The 15099-nt window shown below is 64.9% G+C and carries 13 protein-coding genes; 6 read left to right on the top strand and 7 right to left on the bottom strand.

What is annotated here, in order from left to right; genetic code table 11:
- Nucleotides 1-81: 81 nt before the first annotated feature.
- Together otnK and BPNPMPFG_RS25660 are read left to right on the top strand one after the other, a co-directional pair.
- Nucleotides 82-1446 (top strand): 3-oxo-tetronate kinase, encoded by a 1365-nt coding sequence (gene otnK / locus BPNPMPFG_RS25665; protein WP_258591408.1) that lies wholly within the window; start codon nt 82-84, stop codon nt 1444-1446.
- A complete protein-coding gene (locus BPNPMPFG_RS25660) occupies nt 1446-2084 on the top strand; it encodes a class II aldolase/adducin family protein (RefSeq protein ID WP_258591407.1) in 639 nt (212 codons plus the stop codon). The genes otnK and BPNPMPFG_RS25660 overlap by 1 nt, the downstream gene beginning before the upstream one ends.
- A gap of 86 nt (nt 2085-2170) precedes the next feature.
- Here the strand turns inward: BPNPMPFG_RS25660 and BPNPMPFG_RS25655 are convergent, their stop codons facing one another.
- Genes BPNPMPFG_RS25655 through BPNPMPFG_RS25630 form a run of 6 tightly spaced genes read right to left on the bottom strand, consistent with a single transcriptional unit; the run spans nt 2171 to nt 8855 of the window.
- Complete coding sequence (locus tag BPNPMPFG_RS25655; protein ID WP_258591406.1) at nt 2171-3607, bottom strand: NAD-dependent succinate-semialdehyde dehydrogenase; 1437 nt, start codon at nt 3605-3607, stop codon at nt 2171-2173.
- An 18-nt stretch (nt 3608-3625) separates the two neighbouring features.
- Nucleotides 3626-4891, bottom strand: coding sequence for a CaiB/BaiF CoA transferase family protein (locus BPNPMPFG_RS25650; protein ID WP_258591405.1), 1266 nt, complete (start codon nt 4889-4891; stop codon nt 3626-3628).
- A 36-nt stretch (nt 4892-4927) separates the two neighbouring features.
- The gene (locus BPNPMPFG_RS25645) at nt 4928-5959 is read right to left on the bottom strand and encodes an ABC transporter ATP-binding protein (RefSeq protein ID WP_258591404.1); all 1032 of its coding nucleotides are present in this window, start codon (nt 5957-5959) and stop codon (nt 4928-4930) included.
- The gene (locus BPNPMPFG_RS25640) at nt 5956-7029 is read right to left on the bottom strand and encodes an ABC transporter ATP-binding protein (protein ID WP_258591403.1); all 1074 of its coding nucleotides are present in this window, start codon (nt 7027-7029) and stop codon (nt 5956-5958) included. Before BPNPMPFG_RS25640 ends, BPNPMPFG_RS25645 begins: the two co-directional genes overlap by 4 nt.
- A gap of 3 nt (nt 7030-7032) precedes the next feature.
- Complete coding sequence (locus tag BPNPMPFG_RS25635) at nt 7033-7875, bottom strand: ABC transporter permease (protein WP_258591402.1); 843 nt, start codon at nt 7873-7875, stop codon at nt 7033-7035.
- Nucleotides 7875-8855, bottom strand: coding sequence for an ABC transporter permease (locus BPNPMPFG_RS25630; protein ID WP_413776886.1), 981 nt, complete (start codon nt 8853-8855; stop codon nt 7875-7877). Before BPNPMPFG_RS25630 ends, BPNPMPFG_RS25635 begins: the two co-directional genes overlap by 1 nt.
- A gap of 222 nt (nt 8856-9077) precedes the next feature.
- Here BPNPMPFG_RS25630 and BPNPMPFG_RS25625 point away from each other — a divergent pair, with 222 nt between their 5' ends.
- From BPNPMPFG_RS25625 to BPNPMPFG_RS25610, 4 genes are all read left to right on the top strand, one after another.
- Nucleotides 9078-9887: an IclR family transcriptional regulator gene (locus BPNPMPFG_RS25625; protein WP_258591400.1), complete on the top strand. Its 810-nt coding sequence runs from the start codon at nt 9078-9080 to the stop codon at nt 9885-9887.
- A 330-nt stretch (nt 9888-10217) separates the two neighbouring features.
- Nucleotides 10218-11549 carry a glucoamylase family protein gene (locus tag BPNPMPFG_RS25620; protein ID WP_258591399.1) on the top strand — a complete coding sequence of 444 codons (1332 nt, stop codon included), beginning with the start codon at nt 10218-10220 and terminating at the stop codon, nt 11547-11549.
- The gene (locus BPNPMPFG_RS25615) at nt 11539-13062 is read left to right on the top strand and encodes a mercuric reductase (protein WP_258591398.1); all 1524 of its coding nucleotides are present in this window, start codon (nt 11539-11541) and stop codon (nt 13060-13062) included. Before BPNPMPFG_RS25620 ends, BPNPMPFG_RS25615 begins: the two co-directional genes overlap by 11 nt.
- Nucleotides 13063-13183: 121 nt before the next feature.
- Nucleotides 13184-14398 (top strand): glycosyltransferase family 4 protein, encoded by a 1215-nt coding sequence (locus BPNPMPFG_RS25610; RefSeq protein WP_258591397.1) that lies wholly within the window; start codon nt 13184-13186, stop codon nt 14396-14398.
- 125 nt (nt 14399-14523) lie between these two features.
- On the opposite strand, the gene BPNPMPFG_RS25605 is transcribed toward BPNPMPFG_RS25610, so the two are convergent.
- On the bottom strand, nt 14524-15099 hold the full coding sequence (locus BPNPMPFG_RS25605) for a DUF1349 domain-containing protein (RefSeq protein ID WP_258591396.1): 576 nt from the start codon (nt 15097-15099) through the stop codon (nt 14524-14526).

Raw genomic sequence — 15099 nt, 5'->3', positions numbered from 1 at the left:
CTGTGTATATGATACCACGAATGGCCTGACCATCGACATGAGACAAGCGGGCGTAAGACGGGCGGACATGAGACGGGTCGCATGACCGCGTCGATGCCTTCCCTGTTGTTCGGCGCCATAGCCGACGATCTGACCGGCGGCACCGAACTCGCCTCGATGCTGGTGGCGCGCGGCATTTCCACCGGATGCACGGTCGGGCTGGAGCCGCCGATCCCGCCCGGCAACCTTGCCCATGTCATCCTGCTGAAAACGCGTGTCATCGCCGCCGGCGATGCGGTGCGCCAAGTGCTCGAGGCGACCGACCGGCTGGTCGAGGCGGGCGCGCGGCAGATCTTCTTCAAATACTGCGCTACGTTCGATTCGACACCGGCTGGCAATATCGGCCCCTGTGCCGAAGCGCTGCTCGAACGGCTTGGTGGCGGCGTCACGCTGTTCACCCCGGCGCTGTGCGAAACCGGCCGCACCGTCTATCAGGGGCATATGTTCGGCGGCGCCCAGTTGCTGGCCGAGTCGCCCAAGCGGTTCGACCCGCTGACGCCGATGACCGATTCCAATCTGGTTCGCGTGCTGCAGGCGCAGAGTAAGGCCAAGGTTGGGCTGGTGCCCTGTCTCACCGTCGATGCCGGGGCTGAAGCCATCCGCAACGCCGTGCGCCAGCACAGCGCGCGCGGCGAGACGCTGCTGATCACCGACACCATCCGCGAACGCGATCTGGCGGCGATCGCGGAGGCCGCCTTCGACCTGCCGTTGATGACCGGCAATTCCTCGGTCGCGGCGCATCTGCCGCCGGCCTGGCTGGCACATGGGCTGTTGAAGGCCGGCGATCTCGTTGCGGCCAGCCTTCCGGCCGTCGAAGGGCCCGCAGCCGTGCTGGCCGGCAGTGTCGCCGACCGCACCATCGAACAGCTCGAACGCTTTGCGCAGAACAACCCGCTGCTGACGATCGATCTCAGCAGTGCCTTCGCCGGCGCCGATGTCGTCGCGGAGGCGCGCGCTTTTGCCGAGCGGCATTTGCCAGGGGCGATGATCGCCATCGCCACGACCGCACCACAGGCAACCGTCGAGGCGTTGCAGCAGGCGCATGGCCGCGACGCGGTAGCGGCAAGAGCGGAAGAGATACTGGCCGGGATCGCACAGGTTCTGGTGCGCGATCTCGGCGTGCGGCGGCTGGTCGTCGCCGGTGGCGAGACCGCCGGTTCGGTGGTCAAGGCGCTCGGCATCGACCGGATCGCCATGGGCGCCTATGAAGGCCCCGGATTGTCTCGCGCCATCGCCCACCTCCCTGGCCTGCCCTCCGATCCGCTGGCGCTTATGCTGAAATCGGGAAAGCTTGGCGGTCCCGACATCTTCACCGACGTTCTGCAAGACATGACACGCCCAAGCGCGATCGCGCCGGCAATCGATACATGGCCACCGACCAGGGCCACCATGGGGAAAGCATCGTGATGGATACCGAGACCACACGCACCAGGCTGATCACCGCGACGCAGACGCTGGACGCCAGCGGAATGAATGTCGGCACCACCGGCAATATCAGCGTCCGCACGACAAGCGGCATGCTGATCACGCCGACAGGAATAGCCACAAGCGCGTTGCTGCCGGAGCAGATGGTGGCGATGCGGTTCGATGGATCCTGGGAGGGCGTATTCCGGCCGTCGAGCGAATGGGAAATGCACGCCGAAATCTACAAGGCCTTCCCAGAGGCCGGCGCCGTCGTCCACGCCCATCCCGACCATTGCGTGGCGCTGTCGTGCCTGCGCGAACCGCTGCCGCTGTTCCATTACATGGTGGCGGGCTTCGGCGGCGACGATGTGCGCTGCTCGGACTATGCGCTGTTCGCCTCAAGCGAACTGGCGAAGGTTGCGGTCGTGGCGCTCAAGGATCGCTCAGCCTGCCTGCTCGCCAATCACGGGATGATCGCCTTCGGCGCGGATCTCGACATGGCGCTCATCCGCACCATCAAGCTCGAAACCCTGGCGCGGCAGTATCTGCTGACGCGCAGCGCCGGCACGCCGGTGCTGATCGAGGGCACCGAGCTCGCCGCCATTCGCGGGCGCTACAAGACCTATGGCCAGCAGAAGTGACCGCGAGCAATTCCAGGAAAAGTGTGAAACGTTTTCCCGGGAAAAGCGCGTAGCGCTTTCCCTTAGGGAATCGCGTCAGAGACCGCTCAATCGAGCTGCAGGTGCGAGACGAACTTGCTGTTGAGATAACTCTCCAGCGCGTCGGCGCCACCCTCGGTGCCATTGCCGGAATCGTTGATGCCACCGAACGGCACCTCCGGCAGGGCCAGGCCATAGTGGTTGATCGACACCATGCCGCTGGCGATCCCGGACGACATTTTCGCCGCACTCGCCGCTGAGCGGGTGAAGCCATAGGCGGCAAGCCCGTAGTTCAGCCGGTTGGCCTCGGCCAGCGCCTCGTCCAGTCCGCTCACCGGTGTCATCAGCGCCAGCGGACCGAACGGCTCCTCGTTCATGGCACGGGCATGGGGTCCGACGTTTGACAGGATCGTCGGTTCGAAGAAATAGCCGGAATTGCCGATGCGCTTGCCGCCGGTGACGAGTTCGGCGCCTTTCTGCACGGCGTCGTGGACCAGTTCCTCCATCGCCTGCACGCGGCGCGGATTGGCGAGCGGACCCATGGTGGTGCCTTCGGCAAGGCCGTCGCCGACCTTGATCTGGCGGGTCGCCTCGGCGAAGCGGCCGATGAAATCATCATAGACCGCATGGTCGACGAGGAAGCGCGTCGGCGCGACACAGATCTGGCCGGCGTTGCGGAATTTCGCCGCCACCATCGAGCGCGCGGCGCGGTCGAGATCGGCGTCGGGCAGGACGATGACAGGCGCGTGGCCGCCGAGTTCCATCGTCGCCCGCTTCATGTGCAGGCCGGCAAGAGATGCCAATTGCTTGCCGACCGGCGTCGAGCCGGTGAACGAGATCTTGCGGATCACCGGATGTGGAATGAGATAGGCGGAGATTTCGGACGGCGTGCCGTAGACCAGGTTCAAGGCGCCATTGGGGAGACCGGCATCGACAAAGGCGCGCACCAGCTCGACGGGCGAGGCCGGCGTTTCTTCCGGTCCCTTGATGACGATCGAGCAGCCTGCCGCAAGAGCGGCCGACAATTTGCGCACCGCCTGGTTGAGCGGGAAATTCCACGGCGTGAAAGCCGCCACCGGGCCGACAGGTTCCTTGACCACCGACTGGCTGACGCCATCGAAGCGCGCCGGCACGATACGGCCATAGCTGCGGCGTGCTTCCTCGGCGAACCAGTCGATGATGTCGGCGGCGGCGAAGGCCTCCATGCGCGATTCGGCGATCGGCTTGCCTTGCTCCAGCGTCATCAGCATGGCGATGTGCTCGTTGCGCTCACGCAGGATGGCAGCGGCCTTGCGCATCAGTTTTGAGCGGTCGAAGGGCGAGATGCGGCGCCAGGCCTCGAACCCCCTTGCGGCGGCAGCCAAGGCTTCGTCGAGATCCTCGATGCCGGCATGGGCGAGCGAGCCGAGCTCAACCTCGGTCGCTGGATTGACGATTGGCATGGTGCGGCCGTCGCGCGCGCCGCGCCACGAGCCGTCGATGTGCAGAAGCACGTTGTTGTACATGTCAGGTTCCTCGGAAAATCAGGCTGGGATCGGTTCTGCGGAGGGCGCGTAAACGCCGATGGCGCCCGTCCCGATCAGATGATCGATGGTCTCGGCGCTGTAGGCGAGGACGCCGGCCAGCACGGCCTCCGTGTCCTGGCCCAGCATTGGCGGCGCGGTGAAATCGGCGGTCAGCTGCGCGGCAAGGCCCTGCGCCGGACGCACCATGGCGACGGAGCCTAGATGCGGATGCGGCAAGGTTTGGACGAGGCCGCGTTCGCGCACATTGGGGCTGTCAAAGACTTCCGGGATCGACTTCACGGTGCCGGCGGGCACGCTGGCCGCAGCGCAGGCCGCCATCCAGTGGTCACGCGTCTTGGTCTTGAAGACGGCGGCAAGCTGCGGGATCAGCGCCTCGCGGTTGGTGGCGCGCGCGCCTGCCCTGATGAAGCGCTGATCCTTGGCCAGATGCGGCAGGTGCACGACCTGCTCGCAGAGCGCCGCGAACTGGCGGTCATTGCCGACCGCCAGCGCAAAGCCGCCATCGGAGGCCTCGAAGATCTGGTAGGGGACAACGGTCGGATGGGCATTGCCGTAGCGGGCAACCTCGCGACCGGTGTTGAGGTAGCCGCTGCCGACATTGATCAGCAGGCTGAGCGCGCAGTCGATCAGCGACAGGTCGAGGAACTGACCCTTGCCGGTCGTCGCGCGTTCGAAAAGCGCCGCCAGGATCGATTGCGTTGCGACCATACCGCAGACCACGTCGGTGATGGCGACGCCGACGCGCATCGGCTCGCCGTCGCGCTCGCCGGTGATGGCCATGAGGCCGCTTTCAGCCTGCATGACGAAATCATAGCCGGGCCGTCCGGCATCGGGCCCGGTCTGGCCGTAGCCGGAGATCGAGCAGTAGATCAGCCGCGGATTCGACGCGCTGAGTTCCTTATAGCCGACGCCGAGCCGCTCGGCGGTGCCGGAGCGGAAATTCTCGACGACGATGTCGGCCTTCGCCGCCAGCGCGCGCACGATCGCCAGGCCCTCGGGGTTCTTCATGTCGAGCGCGATGCTCTGCTTGCCGCGATTGGCGCAGAGATAGTAGGTCGAGACACCCTTGTAGTTCGGCACCGACCACGCCCTGGTGTCGTCGCCGCCATCGATGTTCTCGATCTTCCAGACCTCGGCGCCGAGATCGGCAAGGCTCATCGTCGCCCAGGGACCGGCCAGCACGCGCGAGAGATCGAGAACCTTGATGCCTTCGAGCGGCAGGCGGCCTGCCGTGCCGGCACTTTTGGTTTGGTCTTCAGTCACATCGGAATCCTTCGCGGGTGAATTCGGCGGGGTCTGTCAAACAGTCCTGAAGGTGTTGACGGGCTCCGGGAAATGACAGGCGACGCGATGCGCACCACCGGCCGGATCGAGCGGCGGTTCGACGGAGGCGCAGATCGCCTGCGCCTTGAAGCAGCGGGTGCGGAAACGGCAACCGGATGGCGGGTTGAGCGGGCTCGGCACGTCGCCGGTCAAAACGATCCGCTCTCGCTTGCGCTCCTTTTCGGGATTGGCGAGCGGCACCGCCGACAGCAGCGCCTGGGTGTAGGGATGCAGCGCCCTGGAATAGAGTTCGGCCGCCGGCGCGATCTCGACGATCTTGCCGAGATACATCACCGCGACCTGGTGCGAGATGTGACGCACCACCGAGAGATCATGGGCGATGAACAGGTAGGAGGTGCCGAAGGACTGCTGGATGTCCTTGAGCAGGTTGAGCACGCCGGCCTGCACCGAAACGTCGAGCGCCGACACCGGCTCGTCGAGGATCACCACTTGCGGGTTAAGCGCGAGCGCGCGGGCAATGACGACCCGCTGGCGCTGGCCGCCCGAGAGTTCATGCGGATAACGCTTGCCATGCTCGGGATTGAGCCGCACCAGTTCGAGCAGTTCGGTGACGCGGGCGCGGCGGTCGGCCGCCGACATGTCGCTCATGCGCAGCGGCTCGGCGATGTTGTCGGCGATGCGCATGCGCGGATGCAGCGAACCGTAGGGATCCTGGAAGACCAGCTGGATGTAGCGCCGCATCAGGCGCATATCCTCGTGATTGAGGGCGAGCAGGTTCTGGCCACGGAACCAGCTTTCGCCGCTGGTCGGCTCGATTAGCCGCATCAGGCAGCGCCCAAGGGTCGACTTGCCGCAACCGGATTCGCCGACCAGCCCCAATGTCTCGCCGGGCGCAACGTCAAAGGAAACATCGGCGACCGCCCGCACATGAGCAACCGCGCGGTCGAAGACGAGGCCGCCGCGAACCGGGAAATCCTTGACCAGATGGCGGACCGAAAGTGCCGGCGCCGGTGTGGCTTGCGCCTGAATTTGCTCTGCTGCGCTCATGGGGCCACGTTTCCACTGTCCAGGCTTGCCGCCGCCAGCGAGGCGCTGTGGAAGGGCGGCAAGGTCGTCGCGAAATGGCAGGCCGAGAACCGGCCGCCAATGTCGCGCAGCGGCGGGTCTTCGGTCCGGCAGCGTGCCTCGGAATAGATGCAGCGTGGATGGAAGGCGCAGCCGCCCGGCAAGCGGCCAAGCGCGGGCGGCGACCCATCGATCGAGAACAGCCGCTCGCGGCTTTCCTCGAGATTGGGGATCGAGGCGATGAGACCGCGCGTATAGGGATGGCGCGGATCGGCGAACAGCTCGGACACACCCGCCTGCTCGACGACACGACCGGAATAGACCACCGCGACGCGGTCGGCATGACCGGCGACGACGCCGAGATCATGGGTGATCAGCACCAGGCCAAGGCCGAGCCGTTCCTGCAGCGAGCGCAGCACCGCCAGGATCTGCGCCTGCACGGTGACGTCGAGTGCCGTGGTCGGCTCATCGGCGATCAACAGGTCGGGGTCGTTGGCGACCGCCATGGCGATGACAGCACGCTGGCGCATGCCGCCGGAGAACTCATGCGGATACTGGTTGACCCGGCGCTCCGGTTGCGGGATCGCCACCAAAGCGAGCAGTTCCACCGCGCGCGCCATGGCCTGCTTGCGGGTGACGCGCTGATGCAGCCTGACCGCCTCGGCGATCTGGGCGCCGACGGTCATCACCGGGTTCAGCGAGGACAGCGGATCCTGGAAGATCATGGCGATGCGCGCGCCCCTGATCTTGCGCATCTCGCGCGATGATTTGCCGACCAGTTCGTCGCCGTTGAAACGTACAGAACCGGTGACCACCGCGTTCTTGGAGGTCAGACCGAGCGCGGCGAGCATGCCGACGGATTTGCCGGAACCGGACTCGCCGACAATGCCGACCACCTCGCCCTTGGCGACGTCGAGATCGATGCCACGCACCGCCTCGAACTGACTGCCCGCCCGCCGGAAGCCGACCCGCAGCCCGCGTATGGACAGCAGCGGCTCGCGCTCGGCTGCCTTGTCGGTTGCGCCGGAGCGCGGAGATAATTGTGCGCTCATCGCCTAGTCCGACCTTGGATCGAGAATGTCGCGCAAGCCGTCGCCGATGAAATTGAAGCCGAGCACGATGGTGAGGATGGCGACGCCGGGACCGAAGGCGATCCACCACTGATAGAAATGGACGGCGCCGTCCGAGATCATCGAGCCCCATTCGGGCGTCGGCGGCGTGGCGCCGAGACCGATGAAGCTCAGCGACGCGGCGAGCAGCACGACCTGTCCGAGATCCATCGTGGCGCTAATCAGAACCGGGGTCCAGCAGAGCGGCAAGATGTGCGTGAACAGCACGCGACGCGGCCTGGCGCCGGCGGCGATCGCCGCCTCGACATGCTCGCGCTCCTTGACCTCCAGCACCTGCGCCCGCATCAGCCGGGCGTAGACAGGCCACCACACCAGCACCATGGCGATGGCGGCGTTGCCGAGGCCCGGCCCGAGCGAGGCCGCGACGGCCATGGCCAGCAGCATTGGCGGGAAGGACAGGGTGACGTCGACCAGCCGCATGATCGCCGCACCGGTCAGGCCGCCGACGAAGCCGGAAATCGCCCCGAGCAGCGAGCCGATGACCACCGCCGAGACGACGACCAGAACCGCGATCGGCAGCGAATGCGCCGCCCCGTGCAAGGTGCGGCTCAGAACATCGCGGCCGAGCGCATCGGTACCCAACCAATGCGCCCAGCTCGGCGGCTGCAAGCGTCGCGCCACCATTTCGAGCGGATCGAACTGCACGACCAGGTTGGCGAACACGGTCATGAACAGCCAGAACAGGATGACGACGGTGCCGATGACCAACGGCGCGGTCAGCCATTCCGGGACCGTAGAGGAGCGAGACTTGGTGACGACGGCTGTCATCAGCTCAATCTCACGCGCGGGTTGGCGACGACATAGAGTATGTCGGTGATGAGATTGGTGACCAGGAAAGCCAGGCCGCCGACGATGGTGACGCCGATGATCGCCGGGAAGTCGAGCGCGCGTGCCGCCTCGACGGCGTAAGAGCCCATGCCCGGCCAGGAGAAGATGGTCTCGGTCAGCACCGCGCCGGTGATCAGATAGGCGAAGGAATAGCCGATGACGGTCAAGGTCGGCACCATGGTGTTGCGCAGCGCGTGCACGATGACGACGCGGAACTCGCTCGCCCCCTTGGCGCGCGCGGTCAGCACGAACTCGCGGCTCATCACGTCCAGCATGTTGGCGCGCACCAGCCGCGATATGGTTCCCGAAACCGTCCAGCCGAGCACGAAGGCCGGCAGCAGCAGGTGCCAGAGCGCGTCCTTGAAGACGGTGAGATTGCCGGCCAGCAGCGAATCGATGGTGAGCAAGCCGGTGATTCCGGGCGGCAGCGCCAGGCGGGCATCGAGACGGCCCGGTCCCGGCAGCCAGTTCAGCAAGACGGAGAAGATGAACAGCAGGCCGAGACCCGACCAGAACACCGGCAACGACGAGCCGAACAGAGCGAACAGCCGCGCGCCGTGGTCGATCAGGCTGTTGCGGAAATAGGCGGCCAGCACGCCAAGCACGATGCCGAGCGTGGTGCCGAAGATCATCGCGGCGACGACCAGCTCGAGCGTTGCCGGCAACCGGTAGAGGATGTCGGTTCCGACATTGCGCTTGGTGATGAACGAGGTGCCGAGATCGCCGCTCAAAAGATTGCCAAGATATATCATATAGCGCTCCGGCAACGGACGATCCAAGCCCCAGCGCGCCTTGGCGGCGGCAACCACTTCGGGATTGCTCATCTGCTGTTCGGCGACGATGGCGGTCAGCGGATCGCCCTTGGTCACCGTGGTGATCAGGAAGGCGATGGTGACGATGCCGAGCACCAGAAACGGCATCGCGATAAGCCGGCGCAAAATATAGCGGGACACGTGGCTACCTTCACAAGGACGGGCTTCGTAGGATGGCACAAGGCGCTGGGACATGCCACCGATGCGGGCATATTGACAGTCCGGGAAAGCCGCTGTCAATATAAATGGAATTTAATTTCATTTTTCGATCAGACCGCGCCGGCGGCACCGGCCTGACAGGCGGACACCGTCGCCAGAAAGACCCGGAGCGTGCGCAAGCGAGCGACCAAGGACGAGACGGAGCTTGAGGGCGAAGGCGCGCAGCTTTCGTCGTCGCTGGTGCGCGGGCTTGGCATCCTGCGCGCCTTCAGGCCGGGCGATGCCTCGCTCGGCAACCAGGACATCATCGCCCGCACCGGCCTGCCGAAGGCGACGGTGTCGCGCATCACCTATACGCTGAGCGCGCTCGGCTACCTCCTGTATGACAAGGATCTCGGCCGCTACAGCCTGGGGCCGGCCACCGTGGCGCTCGGCTATTCGGCGCTCAGCTCCAGCGCCGTCGTTCACGTCGCCCGGCCGCTGATGCAGCCGCTGGCCGACCTCACCGGGGCGGCGGTGGCGCTTGGCACGCGCGACAGCCTCAACATGGTCTACCTGGCCAATTGCCGGTCGGAGAGCCTTGTCACGCTGCGGCTCAATCCAGGCTCCTACCTGCCGATCTGGAAGACATCGATGGGACTGGCCTATGTGGCGGCTCTTTCGCCCGAGGAGCGCGCCAATCTTCTGCGAGCGTTGCAGGCAGCAGAGCCGGAAAGCATCAAGACGATAGAAGCGGCCTTCACCGACGCGATCGCCCAGTATGCACGGTTCGGCTATGTGACGTCGTTCGGTGCCTGGCACAGCTACATCCATGCGGTCGGCGTGCCGTTCCGCCCGCGCGACGGCTCGCCGCTGGTCGCCATCACCTGCGGCGGCATCGGCGAGATCATCACCGAGGACCGCGCGCATGCCGAAATCGGACCGGCGCTGGTGGCGATGGTGGAAACATTGCGCAGAGAGCTCGAGGGAAATCCGATATAATACCGGCCGGGATCGGCCCGGACGATCGGCTTGGATGCCAACTTGAATGTGCCTGGTGGTGACCTCTGGTGGTGGGGCAGCCGCGCCGCCGACTGGCCAAGTCAAAACATCCCCCTCGTCGGGCGGTTGTAACTACAATTCTGCGTGACGGGCAACGAACGAAGCGGGACATGCGTATAGTTGCCAACGCTCGAATCGACGATGATGCAGGTGGAGTATGCAGGAAAGCCATGACACGGAGTGAAAGTTCGGCATGCGCCATAAGCCGCCGGCGGCTCGTCATCGCCGTGCGGCGGACGGTTTCGGTTATCAGGCTGGAGTTTGCATCGTTTGCTTAGAGCCGAACCCGCCGCGCTGTCCGACGACGAGCTTCTGGACCGCTATCAGCGCGCCGCTTTTGACTATTTCCTGGAGAATGTGAACCCGGAAAACGGGCTGGTCGCCGATACGTCGCGGCCGAATTCGCCGGCCAGCATCGCCGTCGTCGGCTTCGCGCTGTCCTGCTATCCGATCGGGGTCGAGCGCGGCTGGATGACGCGCGAGGCGGCCGTGAAGCTGACGCTCGCGGCGCTGCGTTTCTTCTGGACCAGCCCGCAAGGCAATGGCGACGAGGTCACCGGCCACAAGGGTTTTTACTACCATTTCCTCGACATGCGGAGCGGCCTGCGCGTCTGGCGCTGCGAACTGTCGATGGTGGACACGGCACTGCTGGTCGTCGGCATGCTGGTGGCGGGCGCCTATTTCTCGGACGCCGGTGAAGACGAGTGCGAAATCCGGCAACTGGCCGAGGCGCTCTATCGCCGCGTCGACTGGCGCTGGGCGCAAGGAAGCACGCCGACCTTGCGGCAGGGCTGGAAGCCGAAGAGCGGCTTTCTGCACTATGGCTGGGAGGGCTACAACGAGGCGACGATCCTCTATGTGCTGTCGATGGCCTCGCCCGACAGCCCGACCTCGGACGACAGCTATGCCGGCTGGACGGCGACCTACCAGTGGGAAAACATCTACGGCTACGATGTGCTCTATGGCGGCCCGCTGTTCATGCACCAGTTCTCGCATGCCTGGATCGATTTCGCCGGCATCCGCGACGCGTTCATGCGCGAGAAGAATTCGGACTATTTCGAAAACAGTCGCCGCTCGACCTACCTTCACCGCGACTATGCACGCCACAATCCCTATAGCTTTGACGGCTATGGAGAGAATTTGTGGGGGCTTTCGGCGGGCGACGGGCCGGGCGGCTTCCGTGCCAGGGTGGAGCGACGGCCGCACCGGTTTTCCGGCTATGCCGCGCGCGGTGCGCCTTTCGGGCCGGATGACGGGACGATCGCCCCATGGTCCTATCCGGCGTCGCTGCCTTTCGCGCCGGACATTTGTCTCGCGGCGCTGCGCCATCTCGGGGATCGCTACCCCGAAGTGATCGACAATTTCCGGCTGCCGAGCGGCTTCAATCCGACATTGGCGAACCGGCGAAAATTCGGCCGGCACGGCTGGGTGTCGGAAGGCCATTACGGACTGGACCAGGGTATCGTGGTGATGATGATCGAGAACCACCGATCACGCATGATCTGGAAGCTGATGCGGTCCAACCAGCACATCCGCCGCGGCCTGAGCAAGGCGGGCTTCACGGGTGGATGGCTGTCGAAGGATGGCGGCGATGGCGCGTGACCGGACCAACGCCTTCCCTGTCGACCGCAACGACATCGAGCTGATCAAGAGCGCTCATCCGCCACACTGGAAGAACCCGGAGCCCGACGGTCCATACAACCTCGTCGTCATCGGCGCCGGACCGGCCGGGCTGACCGCCGCCCGCGAAGCGGCCGGCCTTGGCGCCAAGGTCGCGCTCATCGAGCGCAACCTGATCGGCGGTGCTTGCGTCAATGTCGGCTGCATCCCGTCGAAGTCGATCATCCGCACGGCCAGGCTCTATGCCGATATGCGCGATGCCGAAAGTTTTGGCGGCGACACGCCGGAGCATCTTCATGTCGACTTTCAGCGGGCAATGACGCGCATGCGGCAGATCCGGCAGCGGATCAGCCGCGCCGATTCGGCGGCGACCATCGCGTCGGAAGGCATCGACCTCTATTTCGGCGAAGCGCGATTTTCCGGGCGGGACGCAGTCATGGTCGCGGGCAAGACGCTGCATTTCAGGAAGGCGCTGATCGCAACGGGCACGCGTCCAAGCCTGCCGGCAATTCCCGGGCTGGTCGAGGCCGGCTATCTCAGCAACGAGACCATATTCGACCTCACGGAATGCCCGCCACGGCTGCTGGTCGTCGGCGGCGGACCGCTCGGTTGCGAGGCGGCGCAGGCCTTCTGCCTGCTGGGCGCGAAAGTCATCCTGGCGCAGCGCGACCCGATGTTCCTGCCTGGCGAGGAACGCGACGCCGCGCAGATCCTCTCGGATGCGCTGGCGCGCGAAGGGGTCGAGGTTCGCCTCAACACCGAGGTTGTGGCGGTACGGACGGAAGGCGGCAAGAAGCTTGCCGACCTCATGCGGGACGGCGACACGACGACGATTTCCGTCGACGAGATCGTCACTGGCATCGGCCGCTCGCCCAATGTCGACGGTCTCGACCTGGAAAATGCCGGGGTGGCATATGACGCCAACGGCATCAGGATCGACGATTATCTGAGAACCACGAATCCGCGCATCTATGCGGCGGGCGACGTCTGCCTCGACTACAAATTCACCCATACCGCCGAGGCAACGGCCCGCATGGTCGTGCACAACGCCCTGTTTCTCGGTCGAAAAAAGCTCAGTGAACTGGTCGTGCCGTGGTGCACCTATACCGATCCGGAAATCGCCCATGTCGGTCTCTATCCGGCGGACGCGCGCCGGAACGACATCCCGGTCAAGACCTATACGGTGCTGATGCACGATGTCGCGCGCGCGGTCATGGACGGCGAGGAAGAAGGTTTCGTCAAAATCCACGTCAGGGAAGGGTCCGACCGCATCCTCGGCGCCACGGTCGTCGCCAGCCACGCCGGCGAGATGATCAATGCGGTGTCGCTCGCCATCAAATCCGGTATGGGATTGCACGCGCTGGCCGATGTCATCCATCCCTTTCCGACGCAGGCACAAGGCATAAAGATGGCCGGCGACGCCTACCGGCGAACCCGGTTCACCTCGTTTTGGCGGCAGCTGTCGGCGCGCTGGCTGGCGTGGTCCAGGCGATGACTGTTCGACAATAGAAGGTTGCATGCTGGCCGGCCGTGGCCAGGCTGATTGCAGCGCTTGACGAAAGCACCGTTCAACTGAACAAGTCGAAGCAGCTTTTGTGATCGCGGAGCCATCTGGAATGCCTTTTGGAAACGAGCCGCGAAGCGCCGAACGGCGTGTGCTGGTCGTGTCGCACGATCCTGCCTTTCCACCAGCCTCCGGCACGGATCTGCGGAACCACCGAAATGCCGTGGCGGCAGCCGCATTCGGACCTGTCTGCCTGGCATCGGTGCGGCCGCAGGTCGTGGAAGCCATCGATCCGCATATCCGCATCGAGGCCTTATCGATCGAAGGCGAAGCCCGCTCCGCCTCGATCGGCTGGTGGCGCATAAGGGCAGAGCATCGCATTTCGCGCTCCGCCCTGGCGCGGCTGGAGAGACTGGTTCGAGACTTCCGCCCGGACAGCATTATGGTCGAGGGCATAGGCCTGTTCAAACTGCTGCGGCCCTTGCGACCCCTGACGAAACAGCTCATCCTCGACATGCACAATGTCGAGTCCGACCTGGCGGGGCAATTGCATCGCGCCGACAAGGCGCGATCCGCCGCGGCCAGGTTTGCCGCGGCCATTGCCATCAGGCGCCTCGAAAGCAAGGCGCTTGCCCTCGTCGACAGGATCTGGGTCTGCTCGAACGAGGATCGCGAAAGGCTGATCGCCCTTTTCCCGCACAAGGTGCCGATCGATGTCGTTCCGAACGGAATTCCTCACGCCGGCGATATCCCCGAAACGCTGCCCGCCGAGGCTGCGGCCGACAACGGCTTTCCGGTCAACCTGTTCGTCGGCCATCTCGACTATCCGCCAAACGTCGATGCCGTCGAGAGGTTGGCCGGCACCATATTGCCCCGCATCCGGCAGGCTTTGCCGGCGGCAAGACTGGTTATTGCCGGGCGCAGCCCGAAGCCCGCCGTGCGGGCGCTGGCGCGATTGCCTGGTGTGGAGCTCGTCGAAGATCCCGAAACCATGGCGCCGCTGTTGTCCAGGGCGCATCTCACCATCATCCCGCTGGCGGCAGGCGGCGGCACGCGCATCAAGATCCTGGAGGCGATGGCCTGGGGCGTGCCGGTGATCGCGACGCCGCTGGCCGCCGAAGGACTAGGCTTTGTCGAGAACCAAGAGTTGCTGCTGTCGGAGAGCGATGAAGAGCTTGCCGACATGGCTGTCGGACTTTGCCTCGACGCCGAACGCAGAGCGCGACAACGCATCCTGGCGCATCAAGCCGTATGGGCAAGGTTCGGCCCGCAAGCCATCCGCAATGCGGTCCGCAACGGGCTGGGGCTGGGCGAGGCCGGCGCATGATTTGAGGCGCCTGAAGCGCGTCGCGTTGAAACGGACCTAGGCGACGCGCTTCAGGTCTTTGTTTGATGCATGTCGTTGTCCCAAAAACCGGGACCACTTTTGGGCGACATGCACAGGCGCAGGCTTCAATCGTGCAATTCGCGCGATATCGGCGGACCGACCGAGAAACCGGAGAATGTGGCCTCGAAACCCTCGCGTTGCGGCGAACAGCACATCATGCCGACATCGACAGCCTTCGAGATCGGAAAATAGGCGAGCCGCACGGGCTTCCAGTGGCCATCGGAGGCATCGAGGTACTGGATGCGGATCGTCTCGGCATGACGGGTCAACCGGATCCGTACGCCGTGCGGACCGGCCGGAATGGTGGCCAGCGACCAGTCCGAGGCATCGTTGGTGACGACGACGGAAAAATACATCACGCCGTCGGTGTATTCGATGCCGGCCTTGATCCAGTGCGTTTCGCTGAGCCGGACCATCAATCCGGCCTGGTCGTAGAGCACTTCGTAGCGGCCCTCGACGGTGACTTCGGCGGTGAAATCACCCTCGACCCGCCGGTAAAGGAAGTGGCCGTTGTCGCGCCAGAAACCGTAGAAGGTCTCGCGCCAGAAATCGGTCTCCTTGCCGGTGCGCACACGAACGGCATCGCCGTCGATGGCATGATGCGGCGGCGGATTGAGCCAGGTCAGGTCTTGCAATGTCAT

Source organism: Mesorhizobium sp. AR07, assembly GCF_024746815.1.
GTDB lineage: Bacteria > Pseudomonadota > Alphaproteobacteria > Rhizobiales > Rhizobiaceae > Mesorhizobium.
The sequence above is the reverse complement of the archived record's forward strand: the minus strand, read 5'-3'. Positions and strand labels throughout refer to the sequence as shown.

Coding starts and splice junctions, on each gene's coding strand:
- otnK (WP_258591408.1), top strand. CDS start 82: ATGACCGCGTCGATGCCTTCCCTGTTGTTCGGCGCCATAGCCGACGAT.
- BPNPMPFG_RS25660 (WP_258591407.1), top strand. CDS start 1,446: ATGGATACCGAGACCACACGCACCAGGCTGATCACCGCGACGCAGACG.
- BPNPMPFG_RS25655 (WP_258591406.1), bottom strand. CDS start 3,607: ATGTACAACAACGTGCTTCTGCACATCGACGGCTCGTGGCGCGGCGCG.
- BPNPMPFG_RS25645 (WP_258591404.1), bottom strand. CDS start 5,959: ATGAGCGCAGCAGAGCAAATTCAGGCGCAAGCCACACCGGCGCCGGCA.
- BPNPMPFG_RS25640 (WP_258591403.1), bottom strand. CDS start 7,029: ATGAGCGCACAATTATCTCCGCGCTCCGGCGCAACCGACAAGGCAGCC.
- BPNPMPFG_RS25635 (WP_258591402.1), bottom strand. CDS start 7,875: ATGACAGCCGTCGTCACCAAGTCTCGCTCCTCTACGGTCCCGGAATGG.
- BPNPMPFG_RS25630 (WP_413776886.1), bottom strand. CDS start 8,855: ATGCCGTTTCTGGTGCTCGGCATCGTCACCATCGCCTTCCTGATCACC.
- BPNPMPFG_RS25615 (WP_258591398.1), top strand. CDS start 11,539: ATGGCGCGTGACCGGACCAACGCCTTCCCTGTCGACCGCAACGACATC.
- BPNPMPFG_RS25610 (WP_258591397.1), top strand. CDS start 13,184: ATGCCTTTTGGAAACGAGCCGCGAAGCGCCGAACGGCGTGTGCTGGTC.
- BPNPMPFG_RS25605 (WP_258591396.1), bottom strand. CDS start 15,099: ATGACATTGCAAGACCTGACCTGGCTCAATCCGCCGCCGCATCATGCC.